This is a genomic window from Flammeovirgaceae bacterium SG7u.111, assembly GCA_034044135.1.
Taxonomy (GTDB): domain Bacteria; phylum Bacteroidota; class Bacteroidia; order Cytophagales; family Flammeovirgaceae.
The window spans coordinates 6,741,633-6,765,611 of sequence record CP139021.1 but is presented as its reverse complement, the minus strand read 5'-3'; the positions used below and the strand labels follow the sequence as shown (position 1 = coordinate 6,765,611).

15 protein-coding genes are annotated in these 23,979 nt (G+C 41.3%); 1 reads left to right on the top strand and 14 read right to left on the bottom strand.

The window, feature by feature from the left end:
• Entirely contained in the window at nt 1-885 is an 885-nt protein-coding gene (locus R9C00_26065; GenBank protein WPO35164.1) for a hypothetical protein, read from the bottom strand.
• A 309-nt stretch (nt 886-1,194) separates the two neighbouring features.
• Between R9C00_26065 and purH the strand changes: the two genes are divergently transcribed.
• Nucleotides 1,195-2,739 carry a bifunctional phosphoribosylaminoimidazolecarboxamide formyltransferase/IMP cyclohydrolase gene (gene purH / locus R9C00_26060; protein WPO38796.1) on the top strand — a complete coding sequence of 515 codons (1,545 nt, stop codon included), beginning with the start codon at nt 1,195-1,197 and terminating at the stop codon, nt 2,737-2,739.
• Nucleotides 2,740-2,868: 129 nt separating this feature from the next.
• Here purH and R9C00_26055 read toward each other — a convergent pair whose 3' ends face one another.
• The 13 genes from R9C00_26055 to R9C00_25995 all read right to left on the bottom strand — a co-directional run bounded on the left by R9C00_26055 (nt 2,869) and on the right by R9C00_25995 (nt 23,912).
• A complete protein-coding gene (locus R9C00_26055; protein WPO35163.1) occupies nt 2,869-3,519 on the bottom strand; it encodes a 30S ribosomal protein S16 in 651 nt (216 codons plus the stop codon).
• A 118-nt stretch (nt 3,520-3,637) separates the two neighbouring features.
• The gene (locus tag R9C00_26050; GenBank protein ID WPO35162.1) at nt 3,638-4,234 is read right to left on the bottom strand and encodes a thymidine kinase; all 597 of its coding nucleotides are present in this window, start codon (nt 4,232-4,234) and stop codon (nt 3,638-3,640) included.
• 216 nt (nt 4,235-4,450) lie between these two features.
• A complete protein-coding gene (locus tag R9C00_26045) occupies nt 4,451-4,927 on the bottom strand; it encodes a nucleoside deaminase (protein WPO35161.1) in 477 nt (158 codons plus the stop codon).
• Nucleotides 4,914-5,861, bottom strand: a complete 948-nt coding sequence (locus R9C00_26040; protein WPO35160.1) for a glycosyltransferase family 2 protein — start codon at nt 5,859-5,861, stop codon at nt 4,914-4,916. Before R9C00_26040 ends, R9C00_26045 begins: the two co-directional genes overlap by 14 nt.
• Nucleotides 5,862-6,053: 192 nt before the next feature.
• The gene (locus R9C00_26035) at nt 6,054-8,012 is read right to left on the bottom strand and encodes an endonuclease (GenBank protein ID WPO35159.1); all 1,959 of its coding nucleotides are present in this window, start codon (nt 8,010-8,012) and stop codon (nt 6,054-6,056) included.
• Between the two features lie 71 nt (nt 8,013-8,083).
• Nucleotides 8,084-8,500 (bottom strand): hypothetical protein, encoded by a 417-nt coding sequence (locus R9C00_26030; protein WPO35158.1) that lies wholly within the window; start codon nt 8,498-8,500, stop codon nt 8,084-8,086.
• 79 nt (nt 8,501-8,579) lie between these two features.
• Nucleotides 8,580-9,701 carry a hypothetical protein gene (locus R9C00_26025; GenBank protein WPO35157.1) on the bottom strand — a complete coding sequence of 374 codons (1,122 nt, stop codon included), beginning with the start codon at nt 9,699-9,701 and terminating at the stop codon, nt 8,580-8,582.
• Between the two features lie 34 nt (nt 9,702-9,735).
• The gene (locus R9C00_26020) at nt 9,736-12,312 is read right to left on the bottom strand and encodes a carboxypeptidase-like regulatory domain-containing protein (protein ID WPO35156.1); all 2,577 of its coding nucleotides are present in this window, start codon (nt 12,310-12,312) and stop codon (nt 9,736-9,738) included.
• Nucleotides 12,313-13,103: 791 nt separating this feature from the next.
• Nucleotides 13,104-15,251, bottom strand: coding sequence for a glycoside hydrolase family 97 protein (locus R9C00_26015; GenBank protein ID WPO35155.1), 2,148 nt, complete (start codon nt 15,249-15,251; stop codon nt 13,104-13,106).
• Between the two features lie 127 nt (nt 15,252-15,378).
• Nucleotides 15,379-17,742, bottom strand: a complete 2,364-nt coding sequence (locus R9C00_26010) for a glycoside hydrolase family 127 protein (GenBank protein WPO35154.1) — start codon at nt 17,740-17,742, stop codon at nt 15,379-15,381.
• A gap of 39 nt (nt 17,743-17,781) precedes the next feature.
• The gene (locus R9C00_26005; protein ID WPO35153.1) at nt 17,782-18,627 is read right to left on the bottom strand and encodes a hypothetical protein; all 846 of its coding nucleotides are present in this window, start codon (nt 18,625-18,627) and stop codon (nt 17,782-17,784) included.
• Between the two features lie 211 nt (nt 18,628-18,838).
• Entirely contained in the window at nt 18,839-21,253 is a 2,415-nt protein-coding gene (locus R9C00_26000; protein WPO35152.1) for a glycoside hydrolase family 127 protein, read from the bottom strand.
• A gap of 256 nt (nt 21,254-21,509) precedes the next feature.
• Nucleotides 21,510-23,912 carry a glycoside hydrolase family 127 protein gene (locus R9C00_25995; protein ID WPO35151.1) on the bottom strand — a complete coding sequence of 801 codons (2,403 nt, stop codon included), beginning with the start codon at nt 23,910-23,912 and terminating at the stop codon, nt 21,510-21,512.
• Nucleotides 23,913-23,979: the final 67 nt, after the last annotated feature.

The window sequence follows — 23,979 nt, the reverse complement described above, 5'->3', positions numbered from 1 at the left end:
CTAGCGAACTTGGGCAACTGGTTGGCTTCTTTCAAGGGAAAAAGTAACGTCTTTTTTGAAGTTAGGTTGTTTGAAGTTGTTCAGGCGAGTTAAGATAAGCTCGGTGTCATTTTCATCTAGTTCTACTTCGTTTTTAATCCTTTCCATTTCGCTCAATGCTTTTTTGTAGTCTTTGTAATAAGCGGTAGAAAAGACAATGTCATTGATTATTTGTTTCTTAACCTTATTTACCTCTTGGTAGAAAATATCCCCTTCAGCCAAGGCTTTGTTCATTTGCAAAAGAAGTTCTGTGTGAACGCCACTTCCTAATACGCTGCAAACTTTTCCATCAGGTGTCATTTTAAGCCATGCAGGGAAGTTGGTTTCAGGATCAAAGCTGTCCATCATTAGTATCATGTATTCATCATCTGCTTTCCCCTCAGTGTTTCGAGCTTTTTCCATGAAGTCATTGTAATCAAAGATTACCCTATAGTTGAGCTTGTTCACAAGCTTTACTTCCATTCCCACAGCTACTTCGTTGAACCAAGAAGCATCTGGCAACTCTGTTACACCTTTTTCTACTTTAAAGTATTCGGCTCTTCTTTGTAATTTTTGGTGCATGCTAGAGCGAAGGGTAATCGCATTTCTGAAAAATTGCTGGAAGTCTTCTGGGGTTTGGATGTTGTCGTGATTTTCTTTGTGTTTTTGGAGAAGGGTAATTTCCAAGTTGCCAAAATAGGCATTCAGACTATCCTGATGTTGTAGAAAAATCTCATCTGGTGCACTTTCTTCTATATGATGTATCAAATCATCATTGATCACATACTTAAAGTATTTGAGTTCATAGCTGTCATTGCTAAAGACCAATAAGAAGAAAAACAAGATGTAGAATTGTCTGAGAGTCATTAGTTAGTAATTATACTATTTCTGAATAGATACCCTTTTATTTTCAATCTTTGAAAAATTACTGCTTTCTGCGGTGTTTTTACTGTTAAAATAACTAACCTCATCCTGAAATATTGTTCCCAAAATCCTGCTTATCGACTGAACAGCACTTATTTAATGTGAATGATTCCGAACTGAAGACGAAGTAATGCTTAGACTTGATAAACTCTTTGAATCAATGGAGAAGAAATAGGAAATAAAGCTGGACATGTTTAATTTTGCAGTTTATTTTTCCAAACTATAATTATTTATTAGTTCCCCTTCAAATCTATTGACATGAAAAAAATAGAGTCAGCCCTTATTTCCGTATTTTACAAAACTGGTTTAGAGCCAATTGTGAAGCTTCTTCATCAAAATGGTGTGAAGATTTATTCAACAGGTGGCACGCAAAAATTTGTTGAAGATCTTGGTATTCCAGTTATTGCCGTGGAAGATGTAACGGGTTATCCATCAATATTGGGAGGAAGGGTAAAAACGCTTCATCCAAAAGTATTTGGGGGGATATTGTCGAGAAGAGATTTTGAAAAAGACCAAGAGCAGGTTCAGGAGTTTGAAATACCAAATTTTGACCTTGTTATAGTGGATCTTTATCCTTTTGAAGAAACAGTAGCATCAGGTGCGGCACATCAAGATATCATCGAGAAAATAGATATTGGTGGTATTTCCCTTATCAGAGCTGCGGCTAAGAATTACAAAGATGTGGTAATCGTTTCTTCCCGTGAGCAGTACGCTCCTTTGCAAGAAGTACTGGAAGCTAAAAATGGCTCAACCGAACTCGATGACAGGAAATGGTTTGCTGCCCAAGCATTTGATATCAGTTCTCACTACGACAGCGCAATTTTCTCGTACATGAACAGCGAGTTAGAAGTGGAGAAGCAAAGCTTAAGCCTGAAAGTGAGCGAAAGAAATGCAGCGGTGTTGCGCTATGGCGAAAATCCCCACCAAAAAGGTGTTTTCTATGGCGACTTGGAAAAAATGTTTGACCAACTAAATGGAAAAGCACTTTCTTACAACAACCTAATAGACATAGATGCAGCAGTTGGTTTGATCGATGAATTTCCAGCAGCGGAAGGAACTGCTTTTGCCATCTTGAAGCACAACAATGCCTGCGGAATGGCTACAGGAGCAACTACCTTGGAAGCCTACCAAAGAGCGTTGCAAGCCGACCCGGTTTCTGCATTTGGTGGCGTATTGATCACTAATGCGAACGTTGATCTTGCTGTTGCAGAAGAACTGCACAAGTTATTCTTTGAAGTGTTGATCGCTCCAACTTTTGATGAGGATGCGTTGGCAGTTCTTAAAGGAAAGAAAAACAGGATTTTGTTGGTAAGAAAGGAAACTGAGCAGCCTACCGTGTTGTACAGGACTTTGCTCAACGGGTTCATTGGCCAAGACAAGGACATGAGCACCGAAAAAGCAGAAGACTTCACCGTAGCGACCAAGCGTCAGCCTTCGCAAGATGAAATTGATGCAATGGTATTTGCCAACAAATTGGTGAAGCATACAAAATCAAACGCCATCGTATTTGCCGACAAAGGTCAGCTGTTTGCAAGTGGAGTAGGACAAACCTCAAGAATTGATGCTTTGCAACAAGCGGTACACAAAGCGAAGAACTTTGGCTTTGATTTGAGTAAGTCTGTAATGGCTTCTGATGCCTTCTTCCCATTCTCAGATAGCGTACAAGCGGCTTTTGAAGCTGGTGTGATGACAGTGATCCAGCCTGGTGGATCTATGAGAGATCAAGAGTCAATCGACTTTTGTGATGAAAAAGGGATGGCAATGGTGTTTACTGGGAAAAGACACTTTAAGCACTAGAAAGGAATTTAGAGAGGAGTATGTTTATGTTTTAAATGTGCTTCTTTCTCTCATCCCAGGTTTGAAGAAATAAAAAAGCCCTGCATTTGTAAAAATGCAGGGCTTAAATTTTTTAAGAGAAAAGAGTTACTACTCTTCTTTTTTCTCTTCAGCAGCGTCCTCAGCAGGAGCTTCAGGTGCAGCAGCCTCAGGAGCGGCTTCTTCAGCTGGAGCTTCCTCTTCTGCAGGAGCCTCCGCAGCAGCAGCTTCGGCTTCGGCTTCAGCGGCAGCTTTTGCTTCCTCTTCAGCTTTGGCAGCAGCGGCAGCCTCAGCAACAGCTTTCGCTTTTGCCTCTTCCTCTGCTTTCGCTTCGTCTTCTCTGATTTTCTTGATTTCAGCAGCAACTTTTGCTTCCTCATCAGCTTTTGCTTTTGCCTGAGCATCTACGAAAGCTTGATCTTTAGCAAGTTTGCTATCAACCCACTCTTGGTAGCGTTGATCTGCTGTTTCTTGAGTGATCGCACCTTTGTTCACACCTACTTGAAGGTGTTTTCTGAACATTACGCCTTCTTTAGAAAGAAGTGTACGACAAGTGTCAGAAGGTTGCGCACCTTGAAGTACCCAATACAAAGCTCTGTCATTATTTAAAGTGACTTGAGTTGCGTTGTGTACGTTCGGGTTGAATACACCCAGTTTTTCGATAAATCTGCCATCACGTGGCGCACGCGAATCTGCTACAACAATGCTGTAGATAGGTCGCTTCTTACGGCCTCTTCGGGCCAGTCTGATTTTAACAGCCATAAAATTATTTGTTTATGAAAAGGATGGATCACGTCCATCAAAAATGAGCGCAAATTTAGGAATAATATTTTGTATTAAACAACTGGGAGTGAATAAGTTTTCTTGATTAAGTCTGCTTTTAAACTTCTTTTTGTTTTTTTCTACCATCTACAAAGCACTTTCTGCATCTTGCCTCGTAGGTTTCTGTCTCTCCCAAAAGTACTTTTTCCCCCGAATTTATTTTTCTGAAAGAATAAGAAGCCACCCCGCCGCACTTCATGCATATGGCGTGGAGCTTGGTAATATATTCTGCCACAGACATCAACTGGGGCATAGGGCCAAATGGCTTTCCTTCAAAATCCATATCCAATCCGCTTATAATTACCCTTTTGCCTTTTTCGGCAAGTTCTACACAGGCTTCTACCAGACCTTCGTCAAAAAACTGGGCTTCATCTACAGCAATTACTCTGTGGTCGTTGCAGCTGTCTAGTAATTTGTCCGAATGTTCGAGTGGGATAGAGGTTAGTTTGTTTTTGTTGTGTGAAACCACGTTCACCTCATCGTAGCGTGTGTCTATGGCAGGTTTGAAAATCTGGACATCTTGCCCTGCTATTATGGATCTTCTTACCCTACGGATCAATTCTTCGGTTTTTCCAGAAAACATGGAGCCGCAAACTACTTCTATCCAGCCAATGGGTTGCTCGGGGTTACTATGGATTTGTGGTTCTATAAACATAAAGCACTAGTGCTATTTTAAAAAAACAAGATTTACTTTGATAGCCAATTCCTTACAGGAAAATAGGCTGCCTTTCTTATTCTATGCAATCACTTCTTATTAAATTTTAAAGGGCTGCAAAAGTAAACATAATATGCCCAATATAGGTCAGCCTTATTGGGTATATAAAAAATACTGAGGTACAAAAAAGTGAAAAGAAGCCGTTCAAACGGTCAGTTAATAGGGCGTTTTGTTTTCGTTTTGTTTCCAGTTTTCGAAAATAGTAATTGCCTCGCTCTTGGGGAGTGGAATGGCAGGAATGCTTCGTTTGCTAGGATCGATGTTGATCTCTTTATAAATAAACTCATCGTCAAAGCCATAATCTGCGGCATCTTGTCGAGTGCAAGCGTAATAGATTTTTTCCAACCTCGACCAATAAATAGCGCCCAAGCACATGGGGCAAGGTTCGCAACTAGTATAAATTACCGCATCGGTAAGTTGGAAGTCGCCCAAGGTTTGGCAGGCATTACGTATCGCCATTACTTCGGCATGGGCAGTAGGGTCGTGAGTGGACGTTACCTTATTGTTCCCTCTCCCTATGATTTTCCCATCTTTTACCACCACTGCGCCAAAAGGACCTCCGCCTATGTTCATTCCTTCCTGCGCTAAGTTGATAGCTTCCTTCAAAAATTTGCTATGTTCAGCTTTTGTCATTTGTTGAATACTGTTTTTCCTCTGTAAATATATGTTCTTCGATTATGTAGGTTGGTCTTCCGTTTACTTGATTGAAAATTCGTAACAAGTACGCACCCAGCAGGCTCATTGCCAATAATTGGATTCCAGAAAGAAATAGAAGGAGAAAGGTGTTGGTGTTGAAAGATATGTTGGTAAGTGAAATTATTAATAAGTAGGCAAAACTACCTACTAAAGAAGTCGCTCCCAAAAAAGAGAGGAATTTTACAGGGAAATCGCTAAAACCGAGCAGGCCATTCATGGCTAGCTTTACCATTTTTTTTAGGCTGTATTTGGTTTTGCCTGCTACCCGCTGTTCCCTTACATAAGGTAGCCCAACTTGATTAAGCCCAACCCAAGCCCTAAGCCCTCGCATAAATTTTTCCTTTTCAGGTATTTTCTTCAAAATATCGGCTACCCTTCGGCTTATCATGCAAAAATCGGCACTGTCGTAAGGGATATTTATTTGAGAGATGGTGCGAAGAACCCTGTAAAAAAGGAAAGAGCTATTTCGTTTGAACCACCCTTCGTCTTTTCGGATTTGCCCTACTCCATACACTACGTCCGCTCCTTTTTTTATTTCCTCATAAAAAGGAAAAAGCATTTCGGGAGGGTCTTGCAAATCGGCATCTATTACCATAATTGCTTGGCTGCCGGCCGCTTTTTCTATGCCCGCACTCAACGCTATTTGATGCCCATAATGCCTTGCCAAGAGCACCCCTTGGTAGCGTTCGTCCAAAAGAGCAACTTGCCTGATGAGGCTTCCCGTATTATCGTGGCTTCCATCGTTTACCAGCACCACTTCCACGCTGTCCTCACATTTGTCCATCAGCTTCCCTAACCGTTCTATGAGGAAAGGGAAACTTTCAGATTCATTAAAAAGGGGGACTACTATAGAGATTTGCGGTGCTCGCATAAATTTCACTTCTTACTCTTCCTTGTTCGGTCAAATTTATACACAATTGAGTGTATTTTGTAAAGATACATGGCCAAACTGTTAAATCCTTTTCGAGGTTCGGTACAAAGTCCTTCAAAAAAAGAAAACCCACAAGCTTTTGTGATCTTGCTTGTGGGTAGTAAAAGAGTCAAATAGGAGCTTTTGGATTCCTTATTCTTTTATAATTTTAATACTTGTGTTCGTATTTTTTCCTACCAGCTTCACAAAATAAATTCCTTTCTGCAAATGGCTCAAATCTATTTTGTTGCTGGTTAACTTTTGAAGTTTTCCAAATGCCTTGCCCGTAAGGTTATAGATGGTGAAAGTATAGTTTTCGTTTGGCAATAAGTCAGCGAAGTAAACAGAACCCGTTGTAGGGTTGGGGTAAACCGTGAAAAGAGGATCATAATCATCGAATAGCCCTGTTACATCGTCCTCGACTTCTACCAAGTCTTCAACTGTTCTTGGGGAAAGTTGGTAGTCATTGTAGAACTGCCCTACAAAACCGGTGATGTCGTATTTTCCTTCGGGAATTTCAGAGCCTACAAGTGGGTGCTCTGATGAGCCTATTCTGAGGATAAGATTATTTGTCCCATCTGTCACGGTGAAGTTGCCTGCTGAACCTCCACCAGCAAATGTACCACCTGTATTCACAAAACTTACATTTTTGATAATGACCAATTCAGACTCTAATGTTTCACCAATATCACTTATGGTTACTTCTTGAGGTTCTGGAAGTGTAGCATTTTGTTTCAATATTTCAATAGTAATAGGCGACTGGGCTATTTCTAAAAGGTTATTGTAATCATCTAAAAGTCCTTTTACCAAAATACTGTCACCTAATGAAAGGTTGGCTGATTCATTTCCATTATCGAAACTTCTAACTACAATACCTGCTGTTCCATCATAAATCACTCTATTATCCGAGCTGTTATTTCCCGCATCTATCACTACACCTGATACATACACCGCTTCTCCATCGCCCTTTTGCCGAGCTTCTTCGATGGTCATCAACGTTTGCGTTCCTTCTGTTCCCGTTACAGATAAGCTGACTGTTCCCATATTAATGGAGCTATGCAAAACTTCAGCAGTATAACTTTCACCATTGACCTCTGTAGGGGCAAACCTTATGTAGATATCAAAAACTTCAGAGCTATCATTTTCCGAGTGAACTAAGTTGATGGTATTTGCCCAATTGCTGTTGTCTGTAGAAAGGGCAAAAGGAGCATCTACGCTGACAGTGATATCGTCTTCTAGTTGGTACGCATTCAATTTGTAGACCTGCTCTAAAGAAGACCCTGCTGCTACCGTTCCAAAATCTTGGTTGAAAGACGCTGTGTTTAAAATACTCAATGGAGATGTAGTCCCTCCCCATATTTCTGCAACCCACTCAGGGTGGTCTACAAAAGGATTTCTGTTTCCTTGGTATCCATATATGCCTTCGTTTCTAGCTTTTTCTTCATCGCTCACCGGATCTTGTTTATGCCATTGGAGCATGGTAAACAATACGCCTATTTCAGGATCACCACTATGGCTGATACGATTTACCAGCTCAAGGTCTCTTGCACTGCCTTCGTACCTTGTAGCCATATAAAAAAGAATACGAGCTACGTCGCCTTTTTTGTCATCTCTTGGGTCCCAAAAGTCTTCATCGGTATAGGTGTCTTCTGCTTCGCCTTCTGCATATTCCGAAGTATTGGGAACATCGTTAAAATCCTTGTTGCTTTTTGAACTGTTTACGGTTGCGTCGGATGGGGTAAGGTTGTGGAAATCTGTGTAGGCAGTGTCTGACTCTTCGGCAAAACCGTGGGATTTGGGCCAGGTATGCTCCCTGTTCCAAAAATCAGGCTCGTTGTTAGTTGCAAAGCTCTGTTTATGGATAGAAGTTCCTTTATAGAATAAAATGATATTGTCAGAATTGTTGGGGTCTTCATCAAGGTTTCTTATAGCATCTTTCACCTCCGAATAAGTGAAAACCTTATGGTCACGAATGATGCTGTGAAGTTTGAGTTTTAGAGCATCCCCCGTTAGCCCTTCAGTGCCATCGTAGTAGTTAGCTGGGATTTGGGCAAATGAGCCGTAAAATGATGCTAAAAAAAATAATGTTGTTAGTATTCTTAATTGTATCATAAGCTTTGAAAAATATAAATGTATCGTTTCAAGTCTTTAATTTCCTAGTTGATGGTAAAAAAACTTTTTTATCAATCCTCCTTCTTTTTGTACGTTTCGATCTCCACTACACCAAAAATGGATTGTGACCCAATTCCCACTCGTCTTGAATTATAATCTATTGTAATTGATTCTATCTCGTCTAGTGAGACCGATTTCAAACTGTCTATGTTTAGAATAAATAAATCATCGAGAAATATTGGAATACTATAATCAGGGCTCAATTGTATGTTACTGAACTTTTGCCTGACTGTACGGATTTGTACTCTAATACAGTCTATCAACTCGTAAAGAGTCTCTGAATCATCATGAAAACTATTTTCAATTTTCTTTTGATAGTAATATGAGTCTTCTGCTTTGGGAAAACTCCCTTTTTTAGGAATGAATTGTGCATTTACTTGGTAACAAAAAAATGTTAACACTAGGGTAAGAAACGGTAGTTTTTGCATTGATTTAGTACTTTGTTTTAAACGAAAAACCCCCAGCATATTTAACTATACTAGGGGTTTTGATTATATAATAAACTTACTATTCTTCAAATAGAATATATTCTGTTCCATTGTATATCACATACAAAGTAGCTACGCCATTTCCTGGTTCCCATGTATCGTAGGTAACCAAGTACTTTTGACCTTCTTCTGTGTCTGGATAAATATCTTCTAAATGAGCAGTAATTGCGTCAAAAATTTCTGAGCTGCTCCACAGAGAAATATCAAAGTTACTGTAAGACAGTATACTTGCCGAACCTGCAGGGTTAGAAGCTGCAGTAGCAGTTCCAATAGCTTGGTAATCAGGATATTCAAGTTTAACTTTGATAGTATTGTCAGGAATCCACTCACTTCCGTTAAAGCCAAAGCTTAACTGGCTACTTGTTACTTGGAAAGCATCTCCGTATAATACCCAGTTGCTTCCGTCAAAAGTGTAATGTGCCAAATCTTCAATTACTCCACCGTCATAATAAATGTACTGAACCAATACATCATCACCTGCTTCAGCAAATTTGAACCAAGTAGGGAGATAAACAGGGATTTTTTCCTCTGCCTCATCCGTATTGCTAAAATTGCTGAATGGTTCTTCAAAGAAATCTTTATACAAATCACTATCTAGTTCGTAAGTGTATTTCCATCCGTATGCAGCAGTTTTAACTACCCTGCTTACTACGTCTCTTTCAGTATAAGAGCCATTGTAGTAATCGTGCGTAACGTCAGCGTAGGTGCCAGTACTTGCATCTGGGAATTTGAAGGCAGCGTATTTAGGCAGATCAGCTTCCAAATCATCGAAGTTTTTATAAGTGTAGCCTAAGCTAAGGTACTCATCTTCAGATACAGTTACTTCTTCAGCATCACCAGATAGGTAAGGTGAGCTTCCGTTGTAAATGTCATAAGTAATCAACGCTGTTGAACCTGCTCCAAAATAAGCAAAAGTTTCTGCTAGAATTTTTGGGGTCAGCTCTTTTGCTTCCTCCTCATTGTTGAAGTTACCGTAAGATTTATCAACTAGCTCATAGTCATCTTCTGTCAAGGTATAAGTAATATCCTTTACAAGACCAGTATTAGCCTGATCGAGTTCATCATATGTGTCTTTGAGGGGATCACAAGCAAACAATGAAAGCAGTGTGAATGCTAACAATATTTTATATGTATTTTTCATCTTTTCTCTTTAAATAAATAGTCACTTTATTCAATTAAAATTTCAATTTCAAGGAAATGGTATATGTCCTTCCGAAACCGTAATACACTTGAGTTCTATCAATTGAACTATCCGTTCCCTCTGCTATGTATTCTGTATCGAGAAGGTTATTTACATTCCCCAGTAAAGTGGCATTTATATTGCCCAATGGGAAATCGAATCTAGCAAAAGCATCTATTGTCATATAGCTTGGGAGCTCAAGAGGTTGCTGAGTCACTCCACCCTCAGGAGCTGTAGTTCGGTTGATAGGATCATATTCTGCAAATAGTTTGTCAAAGTAATTACCTTTCACATTAAGCTTAAGCCCTTTAAATGGCTCGTAAGATGCACCTAGTGCATAGGTGTGTTGTGCAACGTCACCTACTTTCAAGCCGCCGATGTATAGTTTATCAAACACACCAACTGTATCTTGGTTCTCATCTAAAATATACTGTCCATCTACATCATTTGACCATTTCCAGTCTCCAAGAGAAACCATACCATTAATTGTAAGTTTTTCAACAGGCTTGTAGACAAAGTCAATTTCCAAACCTTGGTGTAAGGCATCTACTCCAAGTAAACTTGCATTATAGATCAAGTCTCTTTCGTCTTCAGGAGTATCAGGATCGTTTTCAGTTGGCGAGAATGATTCGGTTAATGTACGGTCTAACCAAGAAGTACGGTAAAGGTTGACGTTAGCGTTAAATACCTCGCTTCTATAACCATATCCAAGTTCGTACGACAAGATTTTTTGGTTTTCTACTGCGTCATTCACAAATTGGTCATTGTTCAAGTACACGCCGTCAAAGTCAGGTGCTTTTTCAAAAAAGCCAACATTTACAAAAATGTTATGGTTTTGAGTTAAATTGTAGTTAGCTCCACCTTTCACTTGGTACCCGAAGAAGTTTGCAAAGTCAGTTTCTTGCAATGGATCAGAATCTAAATAGTTGAAATAGTCAATCCTTTTGTATCCAGTATTTGAAAGAGAGACTGTTGCAAATGCATCCAATTTACCTTGACTATATTCTCCTTGAAGGAAAACTCCTGTCCAGTTTACAACGCCATCATTGTTGTAGTTGAATTTATCACCAACATTCAACAATCTATTTGGATTGTTGATATCTGAGTTGTCCAACACATACTCGCCTCCAAGTAGATCTGTAACTTCATAGAAGTGAGAACCTACATAATGCCTCAAGTCAATTCCCGCTAATAGGTTGAAATTACTTGTGATCTGGTTGGTATAAGTTGATAATGCACCAAACCACTTGTGGTCATTTCTTGAAGCCCTCATAAATGCTTGTGAATTTCCTAGGTATTGTGGGTCTTTGTTGACGTCTACCAATACATCAAGATCCAAGGGCTCATATTTAGATCTTGCTTCATATGCAGGCGACCAATCACCGTAGGTACCACCCCCACCACCAGTGCCAAATGACATATAAAGAGCAGTTGATAATTCAGACTTGCTGTTGATAGTCCAGTAGTGGTTCAAAGAGAATTGAGGTTTATGGTAGAAGTTGTCTTCGTAATAAGTTTCTTGACCATTTTTATAACCCCAAGTCTCATTCCATTTTATTCCTTGAGGGGCGTTTCTATAATCTTCTATGGTTTGTGCTCTCACTCTTTGACCGTGTTTTTGTGGAGCACCAAAGCCTGTTAAAGACAAGATGTGTGACTTATTGATTTGCTTAGTTACATTGAAAAAGTAGTTGTAACCTTCAAAACCTGTACCTTCTACATATCCGTTACCTTCTACTTTAGAACCGGAAACAGAGACAGCCCATCCGTTCTCCATCAATCCTGTAGATAAAGTAAGACCTAATTTTTCATAACCGTCGTTACCTGTGCCGTAAAAAATATTACCACCTTTTTTTGCTCCTGTAGTTTTGGTAAGGATGTTAATAGTACCGCCAATAGATGGAACGGCTACTTTTGCAGCTCCCAATCCTCTTTGCACTTGCATAGATTCGGTCACATCAGTTAAGCCTGCCCAGTTAGACCAGTAAATACTTCCGTTTTCCATGTCATTCACAGGAATACCGTTGATCATTACAGCTACGTTTTGGTCATTAAACCCTCTTACTGTTATTCTTGAATCACCATATCCACCACCTTGTTTAGTTGTATATACACCTGGCGTAGATTTTAGTAGTTCAGGAAATTCTTGGTTACTAGCTTGCTCTGCAATCATCACAGAGTTGATTTGCGCAACGGCAACCGGGGTTTTCCTATCAACTGCAACCGAAGCTAAAACTTGTACTTCTGCAAGTCCGATAGCCTCAGATTCCAAAGAAAGAGTACCTGTCTCGAACGTACCACCTTTTAGGTCCAAAGGAATAGATACCGACTTGAAACCTATAAATGAAATGGTCAATGTTTGCTTGCCACCTTCAGTTAACTTCAAACTAAACTTACCATCAATATCTGTGATGGTACCGACCGTAGTGCCTTCCAACACCACGTTTGCTCCAATTACAGGTTCTCCAGCGTCATCTTCTACTACGCCTTTAACTACTGTCTCAGTTTGCGAGAAAACTTGTGCCGCAAACAGCAAACTCAATACTGTGAATATTAGTTTTTGTCTCATCATAAATAGTTATTGTAATTATTAACAAAGCTTAATTTAGTGTATTCAGAAAACTGAATATTTTAGTTTCTGCAAAAAGAATCTTTCTAAGTCTTAAGAGTATACTTAAGTAATTAATTAATTGATAACTAGGTGTTAATTAAAAACAAAAGGTAGAATAAGAGCTGCAAACGAGGTTTTTTCCTGAATGATAGGAGGTTTTTCAAAGTTCGATTTAATCAAACCAATAAGATATGAACCTTGTACGACGAACTGTTTGTACCGCTTTATAAAGGCATGTGACAGCCTCAGGCGAACTTGAAAAGTAACTTCAAATAATGTCATTAAAAGTAAATTTTAATTAACGTGGTTGTATCTTGTTATTGAAGGTAGTTTGATTGGTATTTTGTAAGTCGTGAAAGTGCTATCAATAGGATTGTAAGATTTAGTTGTTGGTCTAGCTGGTAACAACAAAAAACACTAAGGTGGATGTGTGGAGTAAAATTCTCATTTTCAATTTCGGCTCGAAGTTAAATCATTTTGATTTATTTCACTTTATTTAACAATAAAAATAACTTATTTAAGTTGCCCGATTTGCTCATGTCGCCTCCTAGGCAATTTTTTAGAAGCAATTTTGCCAAGTCTTTCTTCCCAAATTTCCCTTATCTTAGTAATAGACCTGCCTGAAGCCATAAAGATCAGCCGTGGAGGGCTAAAGAAATTTGGGTTTCAGTAAGGTTTCAGAGATTTGTATAAAAAGGGTAGAGCTGGGAAATTTATTCCCAGCTCTACCCTTTTTGCTTTTTAAAATGCTCTTATTTCAATTTTTTCAAGCCTTTGGTATTGGCTTTTGTGGCTTCTACTATGCTGATGGCGTATCCACCGCCTGGAGCAGAAATTTGATTGAGTTTGCTCTTTTTGGTTACAATCCCTTTTCTTATCTCATAAGCCTGAGGATTGGTTTTGAAATGAGCACCTGTGGCATCCGAATATACCGTGGCAATATACGTTTTGCCTTCTTCAAGGAAATCAAAAGAAATATTTGAAACTCTTGCTTCGAAGCCGTTCACATTCCCTACAAACCAATTGTTGCTGCCTTTTTCTTTACGGGCAATGGTGAGGTAATAACCAGGTTCGGCTTCCAAATACTTGCTTTCGTCCCACTCAATAGCCACATCTTTTATAAACTGGAATGCATCCAAAAAGCGGTTGTAGTTTTCAGGAAGGTCGGCAGCCATTTGCAAGGGACTGTACATAGTCACGTACAAAGCCAATTGGTTAGCGATGGTGCTATTTACATGGGAAGTATTTTCGGGGTTTAATTTGCTGATATTCATTTCGAAAATGCCTGGTGTGTAGTCCATCGGACCACCTATCAATCGGGTGAAGGGGAGTACGGTTACATGGTTTGCCTTCGATCCGCCAAAAGCTTGGTACTCGGTTCCTCTTGCCGATTCGTTTCCGATCAGGTTCGGATACGTTCTGCCAATACCCGTTGGACGGACAGCTTCGTGAGCATTGACCATCACCTCATAATCAGCTGCTTTTTCAAGGGCATATTGGTAATGGTTGACCATCCATTGGCTGTAATGATTTTCCCCTCTTGGAAGAATATCTCCCACATATCCACTTTTTACGGCATTGTACCCATGCTCTTTCATAAATGTATAGGCTGTATCCAAATGGCGCTCGTAGTTGCGAACTGAAGAAGAAGTTTCGTGGTGCATAATCATTTCCACTCCTTTGCTTTGTGCGTATTTCTGAATTCCCACCACATCAAAATCGGGGTAGGGAGTTACGAAGTCGAAAACATAATCTTTGGAATGCCCAAACCAGTCTTCCCAGCCCACGTTCCAACCTTCTACCAATACGCCATCAAAACCATGTTCTGCCGCAAAATCGATGTATTCTTTCACATGTGCCGTATTTGCTCCATGTCGTCCATTTGGTTTTACTTTACTAAAATCGGTTTCACCCAACAAAACAGCATTGAGTTCATCGGTATATGCCCAAGTACTTTTCCCTGTGATCATCTCCCACCAAACACCAACATACTTTGTCGGCTTTATCCACGAGGTGTCTTCAATTTTGGAAGGCTCATTCAAATTGTAGGTAATTCGGGATGCTAAAATATTGCGGGCATCGTCGCTCACGATGATGGTGCGCCAAGGAGTTTGGGAAGGGGCAATCATAAACGCCCTGTCGCCATTTACATCGGGTGTAAGCCAAGCTTCAAACACCATGTTTTTGTCGTCCAAGTCCAAATGCATTACTGGATAATCGATCAGTGCCGCTTCATGCAGGTTGATGTATAAACCTTCGGAAGTTTTCAGCATCAGCGAAGTTTGAACAGCAGTTGGGGAAAAGGAGGTTTGGGATAAGTTTTCAGTTACCGACTTGCTCATCAGCCCTCTAATTTCCGACAGTTTCGATTCGGTATAATCGTACTCTTGCGTATCGTAATCGCCAGGAATCCACAAGGCGGTATGGTCACCTGTGAGGGCAAACTGCGTTTTTTCATCTTCTATTACGAAATGCCCCAGCGCTTTTTGTTGGGGAAATTCGTACCTGAACCCAAGCCCGCTGTCAAATAATCTGAACCGCAAAACTAGTTTTCGGTTTGTCCCCTTTTGGCTGAGGTTGATCTCTAGCTCGTTATAATGGTTTCTTATTTCACTTTCTTCACCCCAAACTGGCTTCCAGGTTTCATCAAAAGAAGACTCTTCTGAGCTTTCAATCGTGAAATTGGTTAAAAGATCCTCTTCGTCTTTCAATGCCAGACCAAGTGTACTTGGCTTAATCACCTTTTTGTCCTTGTAAGTCAAACTATAGACTGGCGAGCCATCATCTTGTAAAGAGAATTCCATTTTCAGGTTTCCATCAGGAGAGGACAACCGCTGGGCAAAACTCATATTGACATATAGGGATAGGAAAAATAGGAGGAGATATACAGTGTTTTTCATATTCGAATTGCTTTTTATTGGTTTTGCGCAAAAGTAAGCAATCATTTACTATAGAAATAGAATACATAAAAAAAGGATAGAGACGAAGCCTCTATCCTTTTCCAATAGGTGAATTAAAAAAACTAAGTTATCTTTTGATCATTCTTGCGGCGAAGATCGGTCCTGCTCTATGCCCTTCGTGAGGTTGGAAGCGGATAGTTATCTTATCTTTGCTCACGGTCAGGTCGTCTGGAATGTCATATTGTACATCTATGTAAGAGCCGTCTTTTTTGCCTGAAATATTTTCCGTCACTATTTTTTGCCCATCTACAAGGATGTCAAACGTTTTGGAGCCTGTGAATCCGCCCCAATATTCTATCACCAAAGCCATTGGCTGTCCTTTCATGGTCGTCATGTCGAATGAGAACCAACCGCTCCTGTTGGCATGGCGGGCTTTCCTTCCGTCAAACTCGATCACTTCTGTGCTGTCGCCTTGGAAATTATGGTCGCGTTCTGGCTGCATTTCGCCCGGTTGGAAGAAGTCGAAGGTCATTTCCTCTAGCTTTTTCTTTCTTTCCAGCTCAGCTTGGTAATCGGCTTGGTATTTCGCCCATTTTTCTTGTGTGAAAAGGTCGAAATAAACAGAATACCTGCGTCCAGAGGTTTTATAAAATGGTTTGAAAGTCACGTCCCTTGGGTTTCCAACTTGCGTGCTCACAAAAGTATTGGGCTTGCCTTCAACGGGTTTTAGCCAATTTTCGGGGTTTCTGTCCTCGGTCATGATGACGGGAACAAAATCGAGGTCATGTGCTTTCGGGTCTTCTATTTCCCCCAAGTCGCCAGCCAAAACCAGCGGACCGTACATCACCGCCACCCTGTCCGAATCGTCGGGCATGGTTTCCAACCTTAGCCTGAAAGGCATGGAAATTTCCACTTTGTCGCCTGTTTTCCAAGTTTTTTTGATGGCATAAAAACTTCCAGCAGTTTTAGTCGCCGTAAATTCCTCTCCATTTACCATTACTTTCAAATCCTCGGTCACCAACCAATAAGGCTGTCTTATTTTTAAGGTGAAATACACCGGTTTTTCCACCTCAAAGTTCAAGGTGATGTCTTTTCCTTCTGGGTAAGTAGTCTCTTGGGTCACTTTCACCCCTTTTTTCGCCCAGTTTAGTTCCGAAGCGATGAATTGGGAAACGTAAAGTTCTTCATGGTTGTGGTAATAAATGTTTGCCGCGTATTTGCTATGGTTTTCCATACCTGTGCCTATGCAGCAAGTGAACCATTCAGGGTCTTGGTACACTTTGTACCCGCCCATTTCCAAGGACATGTTGTAAATAACCCTTCCGTCACGAGGGTGTTGGGAGGAAAGAATTTGGTTGAACAATGCTCTTTCATAGTAGTCGGCCACTTCGGCAGAAGCTTCCCACTCAAACAAATGGCGGGAAAGTTTGAGCATATTATACACATTGCAGGTTTCGGTAGTTCCATCGCTCAGGCGGTTTCTCAAGGTATCGGCAGGGCCAAAATACTCGTGGTTTCCATGCCCGCCTGTTACGTAAGAGTGGTGTTTTACCACTGTCTCCCAGAAGAAATCAGCTGCATTTTTATCCTTGGCATTGCCCGTAAGCTCATAAGTTCGTGCCAAGCCAATCAGTTTTGGAATCTGCGTGTTTCCATGTTTTCCGGGTAAAATGTCCTTTTCTTCAGCCAAAGGATCAAGAATACTTTTGTGGTAGAACACATTGGCAAGGTCGAGGTATTTTTTCTCGCCTGTATCGGCATAAAGGTCTGCCAAGGTTTCATTTACGCCCCCATGCTCGCAATTCAGCATATTTTGGATTTGCTCCTCATTGAGGTCTTTTACGATAGTGCCCAGCCAGTTGGTAAATTTGCTTTCAATCACGAGGGCTTTTTCGTTTCCACACAAGTGGTACGCATCTCTCAAGCCAGCCATCACCTTGTGCATGGTATAAATTGGTGCCCAAAGTCCGTTGAGGTCGAAGCCTTGGGAGCGAATTTCCCCTTTGGCTATTTCTTCGGTAAAAACTTTTTTCCCATCGGGAAATGCACCCATGTATCCATCCTTATCAGCTTGTTGGCAGGTATCTAGCTCTGCTACTATGTGGTTTACCCTGTCCAAAAAGACCTTTTCGCCAGAAGTTTGGTACATCAAGGCGCAAGCGCTCAAATAATGTCCAAGTGTGTGGCCAGCAAGTGTTTCTCCTTCCCAGCCGCCGTATTGCTCCGCTTTTGGTTCTAAGTCAGCCTCGTCCCTGAACCTTGCCATCAAGCGGTCAGGCTCATAGTTTAGGAGGTATTGCTTGTTGAGTTCCGTAGCGTGTTTAAAAGGACCGTCCAGCAGTTTTACATCTGGAAGTTCAAAAGGAAGTACTTTAAAATTGACTACTTCTGGTCCTTCTGTTTTTATAAAAACCTCTTCTTTTTTCGTTTGGCAGTTGGCCAATAAAAAAGTGGAAAGCCCAAAAATGATGATTCGTTGTATGATTTTCATTTGGTTTTATAATCTATGACTTAAGCTTTATAGCAATGTTTATTCTGTGTAAAGGTTTTCCTTGGCATGGCAAGAAGCGACTTCGTCTGTTTCGGGGAAAAACCTTCCGATGATTTCATAGAGCGTGGGATCGTATTTTTTTAGTTCTTCCCTAGTGTTCACATAGTTGTGCTTGCCGTCTGGCTCAGGTACTTCCGCATTTACCCCAAACCAATCTTGAACCCCTTCTGCCCAATATTCATGGATATCGGTGGCGGCATATACATTTTGATATTTGCCCGCTGCCAAGGCTGCATCCATTGCTTTTTGCAGCGTCTCGTTGAAATCTGGCTCTACTGATAGGATTCCCACTCCGTGGATGGTATGGGAAAATTCATGGATAAGGATGTCCTCCGCGTGGTATTTATCTATTTGGTAGCAAAGTAGGTTTTCCTCGGCACAAGTGGTTAATGGGTCTTCCAAAGTTCCTCCCAAGCCTCTTGCACGCAGGTCCCAGTTCAGGGTGGTATCGCTTTCCAAGTGTTTGTGTTCGGGAATGTCGGTGGTGCCTTCGTAGCGCGCCATGATTCCCACTTTTGTATCGCGCTTCACCATTTCGTGCAATACGTTTTTAGGAAGCATGCCCGTCATAAAATTGACCGTGCGGCAGGCTGCAAAAACAGCTTCGTCTGGTACTTTGTGTGAAGAAATGATATGGATGCCATTTACGTTCACATATTTCTTATAAAAAGGGTCAAGCCCCAGTTTTTTGGGTGGGGAAATGATTTTGTATTCCTCTTGAAGCTGTTTTCCTTGGCTAGTAGCATTCTGGGTGCTTATCCAAGAAAAAGCACTCATGACCATACAAGCTGCGATAGCAAGCGGAAAGAATGTTGTTTTTTTCATTTTTGTTGGTTCGTTGTGAATAATTGTGTAACTAAATCAGCGCACTTTTTTATGTATTCATTTCGCAACTTCTCAGCCCTTGTGGATAGTTGCTAGTAGGGGCGTGAACAGTTAGCATAAACTAGTAACAAGAGCCCAGCAACTAGCGACTTTTAGCCAGAGTGACATAGATGTTGCTAGTTGCTGATAACTACAAGAGTTTGGTTTGTAATTAATTCAACCTCCATTCCAATATTCCTGCTGAAACGCTGTCTTGAAGCGTGGCATTGAGCCTGATTGCTGTGGTGGTCATAGGTTCAAATATTACCTCGTTAAATTGATTGAGCGCAGTACCGTAGGCGTTTTTGTTCTTTACGGGAATCCATTCGTTTCCTTTTAGGTATTGCAATTCCCAAGCCTTAGGCTGTTTGGCGGTATAATCGTAATGCTCGTAATCCAACCAATAAACTTCAGAACTGGAAATGGTTACGGGTTTTTCAAACTCGTATTTCACCCATTCTTCCGTTCCGTTTTTCAACCACCAGAAGAAGAAGTTTTTATCAACATCACCTGAGCTTTTTGGGGTAAACCCGTCTTTCAATCCATTGCCTTGGTCCCAATCTGGGGTAGAAGGCTTTGCTTTTGCCATTAAGCTGTTTTCATCTCTCAGGCTGGCATGTTGCGCATCCTCCGGCATCCAAACCAACATCTCCGATTTCCCCCTGTTGTTCCAGCTGTAGTAGGGGATGGCTTTTAGTTCCACATCCTTTTCTTTCACTTCTCCACCTTCTTTGTAAAGTCCTTTTCCAGCTACGCTCAGCGTAACTACTCCATTCAAAAAATCAGGTTCGAAAGTAGATGCTACGGTTGTGCTTTCAGGAACGTAGGTGCTGAAAACACTTCCTTCTTTATAATCCACTCCTTCGAAGCAATACACCACAGGCCCACGCTGGAAAGCGGTTTTCCCTTCATCGTACACCACTTTTTCATGGGCGCGAACTCTTTTCGTTTCCATAGGAAGCTCCAGTTCAATTACGTCGCCTTTGCTCCAATCGTTGGAGAGAATGGCGTAGCCTTTTTCCATTTCCGCCTTTACATCTTCTCCATTTATTTTCAAGGTGAAAGCCGAGGCGGCATCGCTCGTAAACTTGTACAAATCAGAAGGAACGGCTTGGTTTTGAGCCCATCCGGGAATCCTTACTTTAATATCGCTTTCGGTTTCAGTCAACACTTCAATGCTCACTTTTCCTTTCCAAGGATAATTTGTTTCCTGTTTTAGGCTCACTTCTTTTCCTGCTACATCCAAGTTGGAAGTTCCTGATGCAAAAAGGTTTACATAAATGTTATTGTCTTTCACCGCATATTGGTAACCCGGAACGGAAGCCATGAATCGTGTGATGTTGCCCGGGCAGCATGCGCATTCGAACCAAGGAGCGCGGTCATGCGAACCGTCAGATTCGAGTGGGTTATCGTAGAAAAACTTGTCGCCACTGAGGGAAATTCCTGCAATCAGCCCGTTGTACAAGGTTCGTTCAAGCACATCATAATATTTCGATTCGCCAAAAAGCAAGAACATGCGGTGGTTCCAATAGACATTGGAAATGGACGCGCAAGTTTCGCAATAGGCGGTCATATTGGGAAGCTCGTAGTTTTCCCCAAAACCTTCGCCCATCGATCGTGCTCCTATGCCACCAGTGATGTAGAGTTTTTTGGAAACTACATTGTCCCACAGGCGTAAAATTGCTTTTTTATACTCTTCATTTCCTGTAATGGCGGCTATGTCGGTTACGCCAGAGTACAAATAGCCAAACCTCACGGCGTGCCCCACCGCTTCTTTTTGGTCTTTGATTGGCATATGGTCTTGGCTATATGGGTTCAGTTTATGGCCATCTGTACCAACTCCCGTTTCATCAATAAAATATTGAGCAAGGGTGAGGTAGCGTTTGTCGCCCGTTTCACGGTACAGTTTTACCAAAGCCATTTCCACAATTGGGTGGCCCGATGGGCAATGTAGTTGGTTTTCACCAGGACCAAAATCTTGGTCGATTAAGTTGGCATTTTTGATGGCTACGTTCAATAAATTATCCTTGCCAGTAGCTTCGTGGTGGGCAACTGCCGCTTCCAACAAGTGACCACTGTTGTAAAGTTCATGGCTGTTTAGCCTTTCCCAGCGATGGTCGCCCATCCATCCTCTTAGGTGCTCACTGTTGTTGGTTCTGGCTGTAAACAAATAACCGTCATCTTCTTGCGCAGCATCAATCAAATGGATTACGCTGTCGAGAAAGGTATTCAGTTTTGGGTCATTTTGAGCAGCAAGGGTGTACGATGCACCTTCCAGCACTTTGTACACATCTGTATCGTCGAAAGGGAAATCACCTTTATGTTCGCCTTCTTCTAATTTTCCTGCTATGGCGAAGTTGCTGAATCTTCCTGTTACGCTGCACTTTCCAAAAGCACTGGGAATAGAAACAGTGCGGTTAGTTTCAATTTTTGGTGACCAAAATCCATCGGTAAACTCTACGGAAGTAAAATTTACAGGTTGGATAGGGTAGTCTTGTGAAGTATTGCTAGTTTCTTCCTTTTGGTTACAACCGAAAGGAAGAAGTAGCAGGGACATGCCAATGCCCAGTTTTAAAAGTTGTTTCATTTATTCGTTATTTTCCGTCTTTAAATACCAAGGGCTGTACCGCAGCCCTTGGTTACCTACGGTCAAAAACATAGGTTTTCTGGTTTTTGACCGTACTTATTTATTCCTCTATCCAGTTCTTGTTGGTGATTCCTAGTTTTTGTTTTTCAGGCGTTTCAATTATAAAAAAACTAGTAACCAGAATCTAGCAACCAGCAACCTTCAGGTTCTCTAAAATAGAGGAGAAAAACATCAGAAAAATTAGTTTTCAGTGTATTTACTCTACAATCCACTCATGGAGCCCAGCAGCAAATTTTTTATCTAGTTTTATCTTTAGACGAACTTTTTTTGCGGTAATTGGCTCAAACTTAATGGTGTTCCAATCATCTTTGCTCACTTTGTATGCTTGATCTGTTTTTACTGGAACCCATTCGCCATCTTTTTCATATACCACTTCCCATGTGTTAGGAATTCGGCAACCGCCAAATGGACCATCATCGTACCAATATACTTTCACTTCCGACACCTCTTGTGCTGCTTCAAACTCGTACTGAACCCATTCCCATGTTCCTTTTTTGGGCCACCAGTGAAGGTAAGGATTTGAAGAGTCGTTAGATGTTTTAGGATATTGTTGATCGTTTATAGCTATGATTGCTTTGCTTTTTACAGATGCCGTCACGATGCTTTTACTAGCCTTGGTAGGAGCGGGGAGAGGTCGGGTCGCATCCACTTCGGTAGGGAGCCACACCCTCATTTCACCTGGGCCACGGTTGTTCCAGAGGTAATAAGGGATGAGTTTTAAATGATCTTTTTCCGAAACATCTACCGACTCGTCCAAGTTTTTCTTCGCTTTGTTTATATCTCCTTCTATAATGGTAGCCCCCCCATAAAAACCTTTATCAAAAGAAGCGGTCAAGGTACTTTTTGGATCAAAAACTAAGTTGAGGACGTGTCCATCTTTGTAGTCAGACCATTCGGTGCAATAAACGATAGGCCCTCTTTCGATCGCTACTTTCGATTTGTCATCTGCAATATTTGGGTTCGCCTTTACCTCACGGATTTCATAAGGGAATTCGATTCCAACTTTATCTCCATTTTTCCATTTCCTGTCAATGTCGATGTAGCCTTTTTCGTCAAGCTCGTAAGGAACTTCTTCTCCATTTACCGTTATTTTGGTTTTCTTGTCAGACGTGGAAGCGTACGTATAAAGGTCGCTTGGTACAGGTTGGTTTTTAGCCCAGCCCGGTATACGGATTTTTAAGGTGCTTTTCATCGCTTTTTTTGCCGTGATTTCAAGTTCGGCAGTTCCTTCCCAAGGGAGTTCCGCTTTTTGCGATAATGAAAGCTCATTTTTACCCAGTTTGAAAGTAGCATCGCTCGATACAAACAGGTTTACATAAATATCATTTTCGTTTTGGGCGTAGATAAGGCCAGGCATGTAAGGCAAGAAACGGGCAACGTTTGGAGGGCAGCAAGCGCAACCGAACCATTCGCTACGAGAATGCTGCCCGTAAGAAGCCAAAGGGTTTGGGTAGAAGAAATGATCTCCTGAAACAGAAACCCCAGAAATAACATTGTTGTACATGGAGCGTTCCATCACGTCGATGTATTTGCTATCGCCCGTCATCAAAAACATGCGGTGATTCCAAAGCGCATTACCAATGGCGGCACAGGTTTCGTTGTATGCCGACATATTTGGCAACACATACGGATCGTCAAAGCCCTCATGGTTGCCAGTTGCGCCAATTCCTCCTATCACATACATTTTGGTATCTACCACATCGTGCCACAATCTGTCTATAGCTTCAATGTAGTCTTCGTTGCTAGTGAGCGCGGCCACGTCTGCCATCGCAATCCACATATAGGCAGCCCTTACCGCATGGCCAACCGCATGCTCTTGTTCTGTCACAGGCTTGTGCGATTGGTTGTAAGTGGTGGGGCTTCCTATACCCTCTTTTCCTCTTATATCTAAAAAGTACTTGGCAAGCTTTAGGTATTTTTCGTCTTTGGTAACTCTATAAAGTTTTACTAGGCCCAGTTCCACTTCTTGGTGGCCAGGGTAGTCTTCAATTTTACCAGGACCAAAATCTTCGTCTATCAGGTCTGCCGATTTGATGGCTATGTCCAATAAAGTTCTTTTGCCAGTAGCGGTGTAATGCGCTGCCGCTGCTTCAAACATATGTCCAAGGTTGTACAGCTCATGACTGAGGTCATTCACTTTTTCCCAGCGTTCATCACCTGCCCATTCGTGCACGTTTTTCCCTATAGTGCGGGTGGTGTAAATGTATCCATCGTCTTCTTGGGCCACGCTCACGAAATAGATGAGCGAATCGATGGTTTTTTCCAGCTCAGGATCTGGAATAGTTTGGAGTGAATAACTTGCCGCTTCAATTATTTTGTAGATATCCGAATCGTCGAAAGGGTATTCAGAGCAAAACTGCCCATCCATTAGATCTCCAGCAATCTTAAAATTATCTACCCTGCCCGACTCCATGCTTTTTTGGATGGCAATAGGGATGGTTACTTCTTGGTTTGTCTTGATCTTAGGTGCCCAAAAAGCATCTTTTACTTTTACCTCGTTAAATGCTTTGGGCTGGATCGGGTAATCATTTCCTTGCCCCACTGCTGTAAAATAGGAGGCGATGAAAAATCCCAACAGGGGAAAGTGTTTGAGCTTCATTATGATGTTAATTTATCAGTTTTGAAAAGTTTTATTTTGAATGAAAGAACCTGCTTTTCCAATAAAC

Coding starts and splice junctions, on each gene's coding strand:
- R9C00_26065 (WPO35164.1), bottom strand. CDS start 885: ATGACTCTCAGACAATTCTACATCTTGTTTTTCTTCTTATTGGTCTTT.
- R9C00_26055 (WPO35163.1), bottom strand. CDS start 3,519: ATGGCTGTTAAAATCAGACTGGCCCGAAGAGGCCGTAAGAAGCGACCT.
- R9C00_26050 (WPO35162.1), bottom strand. CDS start 4,234: ATGTTTATAGAACCACAAATCCATAGTAACCCCGAGCAACCCATTGGC.
- R9C00_26045 (WPO35161.1), bottom strand. CDS start 4,927: ATGACAAAAGCTGAACATAGCAAATTTTTGAAGGAAGCTATCAACTTA.
- R9C00_26040 (WPO35160.1), bottom strand. CDS start 5,861: ATGCGAGCACCGCAAATCTCTATAGTAGTCCCCCTTTTTAATGAATCT.
- R9C00_26035 (WPO35159.1), bottom strand. CDS start 8,012: ATGATACAATTAAGAATACTAACAACATTATTTTTTTTAGCATCATTT.
- R9C00_26030 (WPO35158.1), bottom strand. CDS start 8,500: ATGCAAAAACTACCGTTTCTTACCCTAGTGTTAACATTTTTTTGTTAC.
- R9C00_26025 (WPO35157.1), bottom strand. CDS start 9,701: ATGAAAAATACATATAAAATATTGTTAGCATTCACACTGCTTTCATTG.
- R9C00_26020 (WPO35156.1), bottom strand. CDS start 12,312: ATGATGAGACAAAAACTAATATTCACAGTATTGAGTTTGCTGTTTGCG.
- R9C00_26015 (WPO35155.1), bottom strand. CDS start 15,251: ATGAAAAACACTGTATATCTCCTCCTATTTTTCCTATCCCTATATGTC.
- R9C00_26010 (WPO35154.1), bottom strand. CDS start 17,742: ATGAAAATCATACAACGAATCATCATTTTTGGGCTTTCCACTTTTTTA.
- R9C00_26005 (WPO35153.1), bottom strand. CDS start 18,627: ATGAAAAAAACAACATTCTTTCCGCTTGCTATCGCAGCTTGTATGGTC.
- R9C00_26000 (WPO35152.1), bottom strand. CDS start 21,253: ATGAAACAACTTTTAAAACTGGGCATTGGCATGTCCCTGCTACTTCTT.
- R9C00_25995 (WPO35151.1), bottom strand. CDS start 23,912: ATGAAGCTCAAACACTTTCCCCTGTTGGGATTTTTCATCGCCTCCTAT.